Raw genomic sequence first — 12,849 nt, forward strand, 5'->3', positions numbered from 1 at the left:
CCGCTCCCGGCGTCCTTCGTTGTGTACCAGTCCCCGTCTCCCGTGAATCGAGGGGACGTCATGATCCACACCCATCTCCGCCGGATCGCGGCCCTGGCCTCCGGTGTCCTGCTCACCGTGGGGCTCTCGCTCGCCGCTCCGGCCGCCACGGCCACCACCGCCACCCGGGCGCAGTCCGGCAGCCCGCTCGTGGTCAACGCCCGCTGGGCCGGGCACCCCACCTATGACCGGATCGTCATCGACATCCGGGGGTACGTCCCCACCGCGACCGTCACCCCCGTCCCGCAACTGGTCCACGACGGATCCGGCGCGCCCGTGCCGCTGCCCGGGAGGTACTTCCTGGAGATCCGCCTCCATCCCGCCGCCGCCCACGACGACGCGGGCGGGAACGTCTACCTCGGGCCCCGGCTGCAGAGGATCGACCTGCCCAAGCTCAAGGGCATCGCGCTGACCGGGGACTTCGAGGGGTACGTGACCTTCGGCGCCGCCTTCGACACGCTGCCCTACTACCGCGCCTTCCCGCTGCACTCCCCGGAACGGTTCGTCGTGGACATCGCCCGCTGAACCTAGCGGTGCTCGGGGTTCGGGAAGTCGAAGCGGCAGCCGGCGTCCCACAGGGAGCGCTGGTTGCCGTGGGCCGGGATGCCGCCCGCGCCCTTGAGGAGGGCGGCCAGGTGCATCAGGTTCCACGACATGAAGGTGGTGTTGCGGTTGGTGAAGTCGTTCTCGGGGCCGCCCGAGCCCGGGTCGAGGTAGGACGGCCCGGGTCCGGCCTCGCCGATCCAGCCCGCGTCGGCCTGCGGCGGGATCGCGTAGCCGAGGTGCTGGAGGCTGTAGAGGACGTTCATGGCGCAGTGCTTGACGCCGTCCTCGTTGCCGGTGACGAGCGCGCCGCCGACCCGCCCGTAATAGGCGTACTGGCCGTGCTCGTTCAGGATCGAGGAGCAGGCGTAGAGCCGTTCGATGACCTGCTTCATCACGGAGCTGTTGTCGCCGAGCCAGATGGGGCCGCAGAGCACGAGGATGTCGGCGTCCATGACCTGGCTGTAGAGCACCGGCCACTGGTCGGTCTCCCAGCCGTGTTCGGTCATGTCCGGCCAGACGCCGGTCGCGATGTCGTGGTCGACGGCACGGATGACGGAAGTGCGGGCTCCGGCCGATTCCATGACGGCCCGGCTCTTGTCGATCAGGCCCTCGGTGTTGCTGACCTCGGGCGATCGCTTGAGCGTGCAGTTCACGAAGAGGGCGGAGAGGTTCGAGTAATCCGGTTCGGCAGTCACTCCCCCAGCCTGGCCGGGGTCGGGAGGTGGCGCCATCGGGCCGCACCCGGACGGGATAGGGTCAGTGGGCCTTGGTGTTCGGGAAACCGGTGGGAAACCGGTGCGGCCCTCGCCACTGTGATCGGGAAGTCCGGCTCCACTCCTACGGGAAGCCACTGGGACCGCGCGGGAGACCGTACGGCCCCGGGAAGGCGGGGCCCGGGCATCAGCACCCGTGAGCCAGGAGACCGGCCGGGGCGCGCTGTCCATCCACGAGGTGCTGGAGAGGTCTTCCCTACTCATGCATATAGCCGAGGGGTTCCTTCCCCCATGGCACGCGGTCGCCTGGGGCGTCGCGTCCGCCCCCTTTGTCGTACACGGGGTCCGCGCCCTCACCCGTGAGGTGAAGGCCAATCCGGAGAGCACGCTGCTGCTCGGGGCGTCCGGAGCGTTCACCTTCGTCCTGTCCGCGCTGAAGATTCCGTCGGTGACCGGCAGTTGCTCACACCCGACGGGCACCGGACTCGGGGCGATCCTGTTCCGGCCGCCGGTCATGGCGGTGCTGGGCACGATCACCCTGCTCTTCCAGGCGCTGCTGCTGGCGCACGGCGGGCTGACCACCCTCGGCGCCAACGTCTTCTCGATGGCCATCGCCGGGCCGTGGGCGGGCTACGGGATCTACCGGCTGCTGCGGGGCCTCGACGTGCCGCTGATGGTGACCGTGTTCTTCGGTGCCTTCGTCGCCGACCTGGTCACCTACTGCGTGACCTCGGTGCAGCTGGCGCTGGCCTTCCCGGACCCGGGCACGGGCTTCCTCGGCGCGCTCGGGAAGTTCGGCGGGATCTTCGCGGTGACGCAGATCCCGCTCGCGGTGAGCGAGGGGCTGCTGACCGTGCTGGTGATGCGGCTGCTGATGCGGTCGAGCCGGTCGGACCTGATCCGCCTCGGCGTCGCGAAGACGAAGGAGGCCGTGGCCCGGTGAGCAGGAACGCGAAGATCAACGCCCTGCTGTTGTTCCTGGTGGCGGCGCTCGCCGTGCTCCCGCTCGCGCTGGGTCTCGGCGAGGGCAAGGAGGAGCCGTTCACGGGCGCCGACGCGCAGGCCGAGGCGGCCATCACCGAGCTGAAGCCGGACTACGAGCCCTGGTTCTCGCCGCTGTACGAACCCCCGTCGGCGGAGATCGAATCGGCCCTGTTCGCCCTCCAGGCGGCGCTGGGCGCCGGCGTGCTGGCGTACTACTTCGGCCTCCGCAAGGGCCGCCGACAGGGCGCTGCCGCCGCTGCCGCGGGCCTGGCAGCCGAGGGAGCGGGCGCTCCGGCACCGGGCACCGCCGCGGAGGCCGAGGCCGTCGCGGGCCAGGCCGGCGACACCGCGGGTCCGGCCGGCGGCGCCGTCGGCGCCGCTCCCGCCCGAACCCCGGGCGCCGGGCCGGCCCCGGAGCCCGGCGCGGGGCCCGAGGGCGGCGGCGGGGGGCGCTGACGGTGTTGCCCATCGATGTCGCCGCGCACAGCAGTCGGTGGCGGTGGCGGCATCCTCTGGAGAAGGCGTTGCTCGGCATCGGGCTCACGGTGACCGCCGTGTGCCTGCCGGCCTGGCCCGGCGGGCCGATCGTCGGGGCCGCCACGCTGGCGGTGCTGCTCGGGCCCGCCGGGGTGGCCCGGCGGCAGCTGTGGCGGGCCTTCCGGATCCCGCTCGGCTTCTGCTTCACCGGGGCGCTGCCGCTGCTGGTCTCGGTCGGCGGGCCCGGCGGCTGGGTCGCGCCGGCCCCCGGCGGGCCCCAGCACGCCGCCGAGCTGCTGCTGCGCACCTCGGCGGCCTCGCTCGGCGTGCTGCTCTTCGCCTTCACCACCCCGGTGTCGGACGTGCTGCCCCGGCTGGTGCGGGCGGGCGTGCCGGCCCCGGTGGTCGACGTGGCCCTGGTCATGTACCGGATCACGTTCCTGCTGCTCGACTCCCTGGCCCGGATCCGCCAGGCCCAGGCGGCCCGCCTCGGGAACACCGGGCGGGCAGCGGCCTGGCGCTCGGTGGCCGGCCTGGCCGCGACCTCGTTCGTACGGGCCTTCGACCGCGCCGCGCGGCTCCAGTCGGGCCTGGCCGGGCGGGGCTACGACGGCTCGCTGCGGGTGCTCGTCCCCGAGGCGGCCCTGTCCTGGCGCTTCCTCGCGGCGTCCGCCGCACTGCTCTCGGCCCTGGTGGCCGTGACCCTCGTACTGAAGGAGCTGTACCTGTGAGGCCGTTGGTGGAGCTGGTGGGCGCGGGGTACGCCTACGAGGACGGGCCCGCCGTGCTGTCCGGCGTGGACTTCGGGATCGCCGAGGGCCGGGCGCTGGTGCTGCTGGGCCGCAACGGCTCCGGCAAGACCACGCTGATGCGACTGCTGAGCGGGGGCCTGCGGCCCGGCTCGGGCTCGCTGCACCTCGACGGCGCGGAGGTGACGTACGACCGCAAGGGCCTGACCCGGCTGCGGACGGCGGTGCAGCTGGTCGTACAGGATCCGGACGACCAGCTGTTCGCGGCCTCGGTGGAGCAGGACGTCTCCTTCGGCCCGATGAACCTGGGCCTGCCCGCGGCGGAGGTCCGCGAGCGCGTCGATTCGGCCTTGGCGGCCCTGGACATCACGGCGTTGCGGGACCGGCCGACCCACCTCCTCTCGTACGGGCAGCGCAAGCGCGCGGCGATCGCGGGCGCGGTGGCGATGGCTCCGCGCGTCCTGATCCTGGACGAGCCGACGGCCGGACTCGACCCGGACGGGCAGGAGCGGCTCCTCGACGTCCTGGCGGGCCTGCGGGCGGCCGGGACGACGGTGGTGATGGCCACGCACGACGTGGACCTGGCGGTCCGCTGGGCCGACGACGCGGCGGTGCTGACCCCGTCGGGCATCCGCACGGGCCCGGCCGGGCCCCTCCTGTCGGATCCGTCCCTGCTGTCCGAGGCGGGCCTGCGCCAGGCCTGGTCCCCGGCCGTGACGGCCGTCCTGCGCGCCCACGGCCTCCTGGACGCCCGCACCCCCGGCCCCCGCATTCCGGAGGCGCTGGCCCCCTGGCAGTAGCCGACCGGGGGGTCGACGGACCCCGCGTATCTAGGATGGCGGCATGTCCCTCCCGCACGCCATCCTCACCGCCCTGCTCGAAAAGCCCTCGTCCGGGCTGGAGCTGACCCGGCGGTTCGACAAGTCGATCGGGTACTTCTGGTCGGCGACCCACCAGCAGATCTACCGGGAACTGGGCCGGCTGGAGGAGGCGGGGCTGATCCGGGAGCTGCCCAGCGAGGTGCCGCTGCGGGGGCAGAAGAAGGAGTACGAGGTGCTGCCGGCGGGCGGCGCGGAGCTCGCGCGGTGGGTCGGCGAGAGCCAGGACCCCAAGCCGATGCGGGATCCGCTGCTGCTGCGGATCCGTGCGGCGGGCGTCGTGGGGCCGCACGGGCTCGGACCGGAACTGCGGCGCCATCTGGACCTGCACCAGCGGCAGTTGGCGCAGTACGAGGCCATCGAGGAGAAGGACTTCCCGCCCGGGCGGGACGCCGTGGAGGACCGGCTGCGCCGGCTCGTGCTGCACGGCGGGATCGCCCTGGAGACCTTCTGGCTGCACTGGCTGGAGGAGGCGCTGGCCGAGGTCGAGGACATGACCGGGGACGGCGGGAGCGGGGACGGTGGCGCCGGGGACGGCGGGACCGGGGGGCCCGCGGCATGACCGCGCCCCCGCCCCGACGGGCGGGGAGGGGGCGTGCGGTGGGGTGTTACTTGTTCAGGGAGGCCCAGAACTCGTCGAAGCTCAGCTTCTTGTCGCCGTTCAGGTCCTTGGAGGCGACAACGGCGTCGGCGACCGCCGCGGTGACGAACGCGTCACCCATCGCCTTCATGGCAGCGCTGTACTCGTCGGCCGTGATGAAGCCGTCGCCGTCTACGTCGAACTTGTCGAACGTCGCCCGTGCGCTCTCGATGTCCGCCACTGGGTCCACCCCTTCTTGGTGCTTGTTGACCGGCCCAGGGTAGCGGCCGCCGGGACCGGTGGCCGCCGCGGGTCCCGTTCAAGCGGCAGAAAGAAATTCAATTAACTCCCGGGTAGGCGGAATCTATAATTCCACCCAACAATTGCGGCACCCCCTTGTCACGCTCCGGGATCAACGCATAACGTAACGGCATTGCCGCCACACCAGGAGCGCAGGGCTCCCCGGGACTAGTGGCATAAAGGGCGATCAATCAAATGACGATCACAGACGACGCATCATTCGAAGTTCTGCCCTTCACCCGCACCTGCCGGCACATCTGGGAAGACGGCGACCATGTGCTCATCGGAGTGAGCCCCGGAAACAGCTACTTCAGCTCCGAGCGCATCGCCGGCCTCGCCCAGTGGGCCGCGACCCGCTTCGCACAGGTCGACTTCGTGTACGCAGACCTCCACGTGGACCGGATGTTCGCTGCCTTCGGCTACTCCCGGGAGCACGCGGAGAAGCGTGCGACGAAGGAGATCAAGGCAGTCCGGCGCAGGATCGTCAAAGGCGTGTCGGAGCTTTCGGAGTCGACCGCTCCGCAGGCGGAAATCCGAGTGAGGGCGCTTTCCGAGTTCCAGTCGAACCCCGTTTACCAACTGCTGCACCGGCGGGTCCTGCATTTCCTGGAAACCGACGACGAATTCCGCAAGGGCTGCGAGGAGATGGCCCTTCATTTTGTCGGCTCGAAGTTGCCGGAGGGTGAATCGATCACCGACGAGCAGTTGCGCGTCTGTTTCGATTACATGGCAGCCGAGCTGCCGTTCTTCGTGGACACCCCGAGCATCCTCGACGTGCCGTCCTCCGTGGCCGCGTACCACGTCCGGATGCCGCTGACGGACGTCCTCTTCGCGCGCGGCGGGGGTCTGCGCGCGACCCGCAACCAGGCGTACGCCGTCGTCAGGCCCGAGAACACCACGACCGGAGGGGACCTCGATGAGCGTCGAGCAGCTTGACCCGAACGTCCCGGAAGGGCAGCCGCTCCTCGACTTCCCGCTCTCGCGCCGCGGCGACGTCCTGCCCGAGGAGTGCGCCTGGCTGCGCGAGAAGGCCCCGGTCGCCAGGGTCCGCACCCTCACCGGGGACCCGGCCTGGCTGGTGAGCAGCTACGCACTGGCCCGGCAGGTGTTGGAGGACGAACGCTTCAGCCTGAAGGACACGGCCAACGCCGGGGCACCGCGCCAGTATGCGCTGACGATCCCGCCCGAGGTCGTGAACAACATGGGCAACATCAACAGCGCGGGGCTGCGCAGCGCCGTGATGAAGGCCCTGAACCCGCGCCAGGCCGGGCTCCGGGAGCGGTTGCGTGCCAAGGCCGGCGAGCTGCTCGACCGGATCGTCGACGAGGGGGGCCCGGCCGACCTCCGGGCCGGCTTCGCCGACCCCTTCTCGGCGGCCCTGCACTGCGAGGTGCTGGGGGTGCCCTTCGAGGACTGGCGCCGGCTGATGTCGGGGCTGGACGTCGCGTTCATGACCGCACGCGAACCGTTCGCCGACTCGGCCCTCAACTGGTACAAGGACGTGGCCTACTTCGCCGAGCGGCTGAAGGTGCAGCTCTCCCTGGACCCCGAGGAGCGTACGGGGCTCCTCGGGAAGTTCGCCGAGCTGAGGGAGGCGGACCCGGAGTCGGCGCACCTGACCGACGACATGTTCGCGACGGTCGCCGTCTCGCTCTTCGGGGCGGGCGCGGTGTCCACCTCCGCCTTCCTGACCCTCGCGGTGCTCGCGCTGCTCCAGAGGCCCGAGCTCATCGGGTACCTGCGGGACCACCCGGAGCGCATGGGCCGGGCCGTGGAGGAGCTGCTGCGCTGGAACCTGTCCGTCGGGGACGGCCTGCCGCGCATCGCGCTGGCGGACGTGTGGCTCGGCGAGGTGCTGGTGAGGGAGGGCGAGCTGGTGCTCGTCCTGCTGGAGGGGGCCAACTTCGACCCCGCCGCCTTCGACAACCCCGACGTGCTGGACCTGGAGCGCGAGAGCGCGAACGCCAACCTCGCCTTCGGCGCCGGCCGGCACTTCTGCCCGGCCTCGGCGCTGGGCCGGGCACACGCCGAGATCGCCCTGGAGGTGCTGGTCGAGCGGCTGCCCGGGCTGCGCCTCGCGGTCCCCGCGGAGAACCTGGTGTGGCGTACGGGTTTCATCAAGCGCCTGCCGGAGCGGCTGCCCGTCGCCTGGTAGCACCGGACCGGGGTCCCGGGAGCAGTGCGAGCTCCCGGGGCCCCTCACACCCGTCGGCCAAGAGCCGCCAAGGGCTGCCGACTACCGACAGCCGACTACCGGAAGATGCCGGTGTGGCCGAGCGAGTAGCGGCCGGGCTGCGGGTACACGGCGAGGCCGTGCGGGCCGCTGCCCACCGGGATCCGCGCGAGTTCCTTGCCGCTCGTGGTGTCGATGGCGTAGACCTCGGAGTTGTAGCGGCCGGACAGCCACAGCACCTTGCCGTCGGCGGAGACGCCGCCCATGTCGGGGCTGCCGCCGTCGGGCAGCTCCCACTTCTTGGTGAGCTTGTTCTGCGGGAAGTTGAAGACCGAGATGCTGCCCTCGCCGCGGTTCGAGACGTACATCTCCTTCGAGTCGCGGCTCACGTACAGGCCGTGGCAGCCCTTGCCCGTGGGCAGCAGCTTGGGCGTCTCGAACTTGTCGCCGCTGAGCACCCACATGCCGTCCGCCATCATGTCGGCGACGTAGAAGGTCTTCCCGTCCGGCGAGACCTTCACGTCCTGCGGCATGGCGCCCTCGAACGGCAGCTTCTGCTGCCCGATGACCTCCATCTTCTCGGTGTCGACCTTGAGGAGCTCGCCGGAGAACTCGCAGCTCACGATGAAGTAGCGGCCGTCGAGCGAGAAGTCCGCGTGGTTGACGCCGTAGCAGCTCACCGGGACCGTCTTGACCCGGTCCATGGTGTGCGGGTCGCGGAAGACGAGCTCCTTGTCCATCGAGGCCATGACGACGGCGTACTTGCCGTTGGGCGTGAAGTAGAGGTTGTACGGGTCGTGGACCTCCACCGGCTTGCCCGCCTCGCCGGTGGCCGGGTTGATCGGGGTGAGCGTGTGGCCCCGGTTGTTGTTGACCCACAGGGTCTTCATGTCCCAGGACGGGACCACGTGCTGGGGCTGGACGCCGACCGGGATGGTGTCGATGACCTGGTAGGTCGTCGGGTCGATGACGGACACCGTGTTGGAGTTGGTGTTCGGCACGTAGACGCGGGACGGGAAGTCCTTGACGACCGGGGAGAGCTTGTTCGGCCGGTCCGCCGCGTAGACGTCGGTGGGGTCGAGGACGGGCGGCATGCCGGGCAGTCCGGGCGGAATGGCGGGCACGGCCTTGACGGGCTTGGCCGGGCCCTTGGTGCCCATGGCCTCGGCGGGACCCTTGTCGGCTGATCCGCAGCCGGCCAGGGCGGCGAGGACCAGACCGGCGAGCAGCACGGTGGCCTTCCGGGGAAGGCGGATGGTCGTCATGGGGTCAGCAGCTCCGTGGTGGTCACCGCGCGCAGCTTGCGACGCGCGAGTTCTTCGAGGAGGGGAGGCATCGCGTCGACCGTGTCCGCGTAGCCGAAGTGCAGGCTCACCACCGATCCGCCGTGGATCGTCCCGGTGACGGTGCGGATGACGGCCGCGGCACCGGGCGAGGTGAAGTCGAGGGAGTCCACGTCGTACGAGAGGACGTGCGGGTACCCGGCCCGCTGGGCGAGCGTGCGGACGAGGGGGGTGGCGTACTGGGTCTGCGAGGGCCGGAACCAGGTGCCGATGGAGCCCGTGAGGCGCTTGAGCCGCTGGGCGCAGCCGGTGATCTCGGCGTACGCCTCCGCCTCGGGCAGCTCGTTGATCGCGAGGTGGCGCTGGGTGTGGTTGCCGAGCTCGTGGCCGCCGTCGAGGACGCGGCGGGCCATGTCCGGGTGCGCGTCGAGCCAGCTCCCGATCGCGAGTACGGTCACCCGCGCGCCCGCCCGTTCGGCCTCGGCGAGCACCGCGCGGGCGATGGCGGGGTCCCCGTTGCCGTGGAAGGTGAGGGCGACCCGGGGGCGGTCGCGCGGACCGTGGCCGATCTCGACGGGCTGCCCCGCGAAGCGGCGCGGTGAGGCGGCGGCGGCCGGCACCTGGCGGGGAGAGGGTCCGGCCGGGCCCGGGGGCGGGGCGGAGGGCGCGGCGGCGGGGCGGCCCGATCCGCAGGCGGCGGTGAGGCCGGCCGTCGCCGCGCCGGCCATCCCGAGGGCGGCCGCGCGCAGGGCCGCTCTGCGGCCTGGATGTGAGAGCACCTGCCCATTTAAGGGGTGGATGACCCGGATGGTAATGATTGACCCAATTCAGGGCGTTCGCCAGAAGTCCTTCCGGAGGGCTCCTGTTCGCTATCCGGGCATCGATTCACACGTAACGTTCGATATTTATTCATCGATTGCGAGGTAGGTGTCCCACCTCACCTAGGATTCAACGCGAAAGTCTTCCGATTTGCACACTTATGTCCGAGTAAGGACTTTTGGCGTTTGAGCCCTCGTCTGCCATAGTCGAGACCACGACTTCCCCATTGACCCGAGCGAAGTCGCCCTGCCGAGGATCACACACCCCATTCGATCCTCGGCACCCTCATGAAGCCCCCGCACCAGCCCCACCACGGCGACCCGGGGGCTTCAGGCGTTCTGGCGGTCGGCCACGCGCATCTCGAACCAGGTGATCTTGCCGCGGGGCAGCAGGTCGGCGCCCCAGCGGTCGGAGAGCTTGTCCACGAGGAAGAGACCCCGGCCGGTGACGTCCAACTCGTGGACCGGCATCAGACAGGGCAGCCCGCGCGAGGGATCCCGCACCTCGACGCGGATCCAGCCGCGTCGGCGCTGCATGCGTAAGCCGAAGGAGCGGGCCCCGGTGTGCCGGACCGCGTTGCCGACGAGTTCCGAGACCAGCAGGACGGCGTGCTCGGCGGTCTGCGGCGAGAGGCCCCAGAGGCGGATCACCACGCACTGGGTGAGCCGGCGGGCCGTGCTCGCCGACTCGGGCATGGACGGCAGCGTCACCTCGGCCTCGGCCGGATTCCCGTACGACTCCATCGCCTTGAGGCCCTGTTCGTCCTCAAGAGCCGCCGTGAGCCGCACGACCGACGCGCCACTGCGCTGCCGCGGCTGTTCCACACCCTCCAGGCCCGCCATGCCCCCATCATGGACGGCCGCACCGCCCCTCCGGGCCGTTCCACAGGAAAACACCCCCCGGATTCAACGAATCCAAGGGGGTGTCCTGTCATATGCGGGAGGCATGCGGAGGGCCGCCAAACCGGCCCTGACCTGCCGTTACACACCGCATGTAGATGATCACCGTGAGTGGATCACCGATTCCCCTTAAGGCTGCCTTAAGGCCTGGCTAATCCACCCCCAGGGAGGATCTAGACGAACTTCGCCTTGCCCGGGCCCTCTTCGACGAAGCTGCGCATGCCGCGCTCGCGGTCCTCGGTGGCGAACAGGCCCGCGAACCAGTTGCGTTCGATGGTCAGGCCGGTGTCGATGTCGGCCTCCAGTCCCGCGTCCACGCACTCCTTGGCGGCACGCAGCGCGAGCGCCGGACCCTGGGCCAGCTTCGCGGCCCAGGCGTGCGCCTGCTCGTACACCTCGGCCGCGGGCACGACCCGGTCGACGAGGCCGAGGGCGAGCGCCTCGTCGGCCTTGACCATCCGCCCGGTGAAGATGAGGTCCTTGGCCTTGGACGGGCCGACCAGCCGGGAGAGCCGCTGGGTGCCGCCCGCGCCCGGGATCAGGCCGAGCAGGATCTCGGGCTGGCCGAGCTTGGCGTTGTCGGCGGCGATCCGGTAGTCGGCGCACAGCGCGAGCTCGCAACCGCCGCCCAGCGCGTAGCCGGTGACGGCCGCGACGACGGGCTTGGGGATGCGCGCCACCGCGGTGAAGGCGTCCTGCAGGCCGCGGGACCGGGCGACCATCGCCGCGTGGTCCATCAGCTGCATCTCCTTGATGTCCGCGCCCGCCGCGAACACCTTCTCGCCGCCGTAGAGGATGACCGCGCGGACGTCCGCCCGGTCGGTGGCCTCCACCGCGAGCTCGCGCAGCCGGTCCTGGGTGGCGATGTCCAGGGCGTTCATGGGCGGCCGGTCCAGGCGGATGGTGCCGACGCCTTCGGAGACTTCGAGAGAGATGGTCATACGGGCCAGGTTAGCGCCGGTTAACAGGAAGTGGCCCGGTGCTGTGGGTCACAGCACCGGGCCACCGGACGCAGGGCCCGATCCGACTACGTACGGACGGGGCTTACTTGATCCACTCCGACCAGTCCATGTTCCAGCCGTTGAGGCCGTTGTCGGGGGCGATCTGCTTGTCCTTGGAGTTCTTCACGATGACCACGTCGCCGATCAGGGACTCGTTGAAGAACCAGGCCGCGGGCTGCTTGTCGTCGCCGGCGCCGCGGACGTCCTTCAGGCCGACGCAGCCGTGGCTGACGTTCTCGGAGCCGAAGGTGCCGGACGAGGCCCAGTAGTTGCCGTGGACGAAGGTGCCCGAGTTCGACAGTCGCATCGCGTGCGGGACGTCGGAGATGTCGTACTCGCCGCCGAAGCCGACGGTCGCGCCGTTCATCCGGGTCACCTTGTACTTCTCGCTGATGACCATCTGCCCGTTGTAGGTGGTCGTCGACGGGGCGCCCGCGGTGATCGGGAGGTCCTTGATGACCTGGCCGTCGCGCACGACCTGCATGGTGTGCTCGCCGGCGTCGACGGTGGAGACCTGGGAGCGGCCGATCTTGAAGCTGACCGTGCGGGTCTGCTTGCCGTAGACGCCGGGGCGGCCTTCGACTCCGTCGAGGGCGATCTTCACGGTGACCTTGGTGCCGGCCGCCCAGTACTTCTCGGGGCGGAAGTCGAGGCGGTCGTTGCCGAACCAGTGGCCCTCGACCTGCACGGCGGGCTCCGCGGTGACCGTGATGGCCTTCTCGACGGCCTCGGTGTTGGTGATGCCGCGGGTGAAGTTGATCGAGACCGGCATGCCCACGCCGACCTCCGCCCCGTCCTCGGGCGTGTAGTGGCCGACGAAGGTGTTCTGCGGGGTCAGGGTCGTGAAGGTGGTGTCCTTGGCGGACTCCCGGCCCGCTTCGTCCTTGGCGACCGCGTGCACCTTGTACTCGGTGGCCGAGGCGAGGTTGCGGGCGGGCTCCCAGCTCGCGCCGTCGGCGGCCAGCTTGCCGTCGACCGCGTTGCCCTTGGTGTCGGCGACGGTCACCGTGGTGAGCTTGCCGCCGGTGCTGGTTATCTTCAGGACGCCGCTGGTGGCGACCTCCTTGGCCCCGTCCTCGGGCTGGACGCTGACCACGGCCTTGGAGGCTTCCGTACCGGCCTTGCCTCCGCCGCCCCCGGCGTTGTCCCCGCCCGTGCCCGCGTTGTTGCCCCCGCCCCCGCCGCTGCACGCGGTGGTGAACAGCAGGGCCGCCCCCAGCAGAAGGGCCGGCAGGCCGGTGCGGGCGCGACCGCGAATCGGCTGCAGGTTCACTCGTGTTCTCCCCATGTCCCCCGCGCGCGGACTGTCGCGCGCATGTCGACAGGAAATCACACGGGGGGATCACGAAGAGAAACGGTCATGTCACCGTTCCGTCCCAAGAAGCCCTGACCGCGGGCCGGAACCCGG

15 protein-coding genes and 1 riboswitch are annotated in these 12,849 nt (G+C 70.7%); of the genes, 8 read left to right on the plus strand and 7 right to left on the minus strand.

Annotated features, from left to right (window positions below; genetic code table 11):
• Positions 1 to 60 precede the first annotated feature (60 nt).
• Entirely contained in the window at positions 61 to 564 is a 504-nt protein-coding gene (locus tag ACFYZL_RS20575) for a hypothetical protein (RefSeq protein ID WP_388680673.1), read from the plus strand.
• 2 nt (positions 565 to 566) lie between these two features.
• Here the strand turns inward: ACFYZL_RS20575 and ACFYZL_RS20580 are convergent, their stop codons facing one another.
• Positions 567 to 1,316: a flavodoxin family protein gene (locus ACFYZL_RS20580; protein ID WP_384753028.1), complete on the minus strand. Its 750-nt coding sequence runs from the start codon at positions 1,314 to 1,316 to the stop codon at positions 567 to 569.
• 19 nt (positions 1,317 to 1,335) lie between these two features.
• A riboswitch (cobalamin riboswitch) is annotated at positions 1,336 to 1,531 on the plus strand.
• Positions 1,532 to 1,560: 29 nt separating this feature from the next.
• On the opposite strand from ACFYZL_RS20580, the gene ACFYZL_RS20585 reads away from it, so the two are divergent.
• The 5 genes from ACFYZL_RS20585 to ACFYZL_RS20605 are packed head-to-tail and all read left to right on the plus strand — an operon-like array spanning position 1,561 to position 4,948.
• The gene (locus ACFYZL_RS20585) at positions 1,561 to 2,241 is read left to right on the plus strand and encodes an energy-coupling factor ABC transporter permease (protein WP_384753067.1); all 681 of its coding nucleotides are present in this window, start codon (positions 1,561 to 1,563) and stop codon (positions 2,239 to 2,241) included.
• Positions 2,238 to 2,738, plus strand: coding sequence for an energy-coupling factor ABC transporter substrate-binding protein (locus tag ACFYZL_RS20590; protein WP_388680676.1), 501 nt, complete (start codon positions 2,238 to 2,240; stop codon positions 2,736 to 2,738). Before ACFYZL_RS20585 ends, ACFYZL_RS20590 begins: the two co-directional genes overlap by 4 nt.
• A gap of 2 nt (positions 2,739 to 2,740) precedes the next feature.
• Positions 2,741 to 3,490, plus strand: a complete 750-nt coding sequence (gene cbiQ, locus ACFYZL_RS20595; protein WP_388680679.1) for a cobalt ECF transporter T component CbiQ — start codon at positions 2,741 to 2,743, stop codon at positions 3,488 to 3,490.
• Positions 3,487 to 4,308, plus strand: coding sequence for an ATP-binding cassette domain-containing protein (locus ACFYZL_RS20600; RefSeq protein ID WP_388680682.1), 822 nt, complete (start codon positions 3,487 to 3,489; stop codon positions 4,306 to 4,308). Before cbiQ ends, ACFYZL_RS20600 begins: the two co-directional genes overlap by 4 nt.
• A gap of 43 nt (positions 4,309 to 4,351) precedes the next feature.
• Positions 4,352 to 4,948, plus strand: a complete 597-nt coding sequence (locus tag ACFYZL_RS20605) for a PadR family transcriptional regulator (protein WP_384756152.1) — start codon at positions 4,352 to 4,354, stop codon at positions 4,946 to 4,948.
• A gap of 46 nt (positions 4,949 to 4,994) precedes the next feature.
• On the opposite strand, the gene ACFYZL_RS20610 is transcribed toward ACFYZL_RS20605, so the two are convergent.
• Positions 4,995 to 5,207, minus strand: coding sequence for an EF-hand domain-containing protein (locus ACFYZL_RS20610; RefSeq protein ID WP_376656785.1), 213 nt, complete (start codon positions 5,205 to 5,207; stop codon positions 4,995 to 4,997).
• Between the two features lie 254 nt (positions 5,208 to 5,461).
• Here ACFYZL_RS20610 and ACFYZL_RS20615 point away from each other — a divergent pair, with 254 nt between their 5' ends.
• Both ACFYZL_RS20615 and ACFYZL_RS20620 read left to right on the plus strand, forming a co-directional pair.
• Positions 5,462 to 6,202 (plus strand): tRNA-dependent cyclodipeptide synthase, encoded by a 741-nt coding sequence (locus ACFYZL_RS20615; protein WP_388680685.1) that lies wholly within the window; start codon positions 5,462 to 5,464, stop codon positions 6,200 to 6,202.
• Entirely contained in the window at positions 6,183 to 7,421 is a 1,239-nt protein-coding gene (locus ACFYZL_RS20620) for a cytochrome P450 (RefSeq protein ID WP_384756159.1), read from the plus strand. Before ACFYZL_RS20615 ends, ACFYZL_RS20620 begins: the two co-directional genes overlap by 20 nt.
• A 95-nt stretch (positions 7,422 to 7,516) precedes the next feature.
• On the opposite strand, the gene ACFYZL_RS20625 is transcribed toward ACFYZL_RS20620, so the two are convergent.
• The 5 genes from ACFYZL_RS20625 to ACFYZL_RS20645 form a co-directional block, all read right to left on the minus strand.
• The gene (locus ACFYZL_RS20625; protein ID WP_384756162.1) at positions 7,517 to 8,704 is read right to left on the minus strand and encodes a YncE family protein; all 1,188 of its coding nucleotides are present in this window, start codon (positions 8,702 to 8,704) and stop codon (positions 7,517 to 7,519) included.
• A complete protein-coding gene (locus ACFYZL_RS20630) occupies positions 8,701 to 9,450 on the minus strand; it encodes a polysaccharide deacetylase family protein (RefSeq protein ID WP_384756179.1) in 750 nt (249 codons plus the stop codon). Before ACFYZL_RS20630 ends, ACFYZL_RS20625 begins: the two co-directional genes overlap by 4 nt.
• A gap of 420 nt (positions 9,451 to 9,870) precedes the next feature.
• Complete coding sequence (locus tag ACFYZL_RS20635) at positions 9,871 to 10,383, minus strand: ATP-binding protein (protein WP_384756165.1); 513 nt, start codon at positions 10,381 to 10,383, stop codon at positions 9,871 to 9,873.
• Positions 10,384 to 10,613: 230 nt separating this feature from the next.
• Positions 10,614 to 11,381: an enoyl-CoA hydratase/isomerase family protein gene (locus tag ACFYZL_RS20640; protein ID WP_376656779.1), complete on the minus strand. Its 768-nt coding sequence runs from the start codon at positions 11,379 to 11,381 to the stop codon at positions 10,614 to 10,616.
• Positions 11,382 to 11,484: 103 nt separating this feature from the next.
• Positions 11,485 to 12,729: an Ig-like domain-containing protein gene (locus tag ACFYZL_RS20645; protein WP_384756171.1), complete on the minus strand. Its 1,245-nt coding sequence runs from the start codon at positions 12,727 to 12,729 to the stop codon at positions 11,485 to 11,487.
• Positions 12,730 to 12,849 lie beyond the last annotated feature (120 nt).

This window comes from Streptomyces sp. NPDC001717, from assembly GCF_042892775.1.
Lineage (GTDB): Bacteria > Actinomycetota > Actinomycetes > Streptomycetales > Streptomycetaceae > Streptomyces.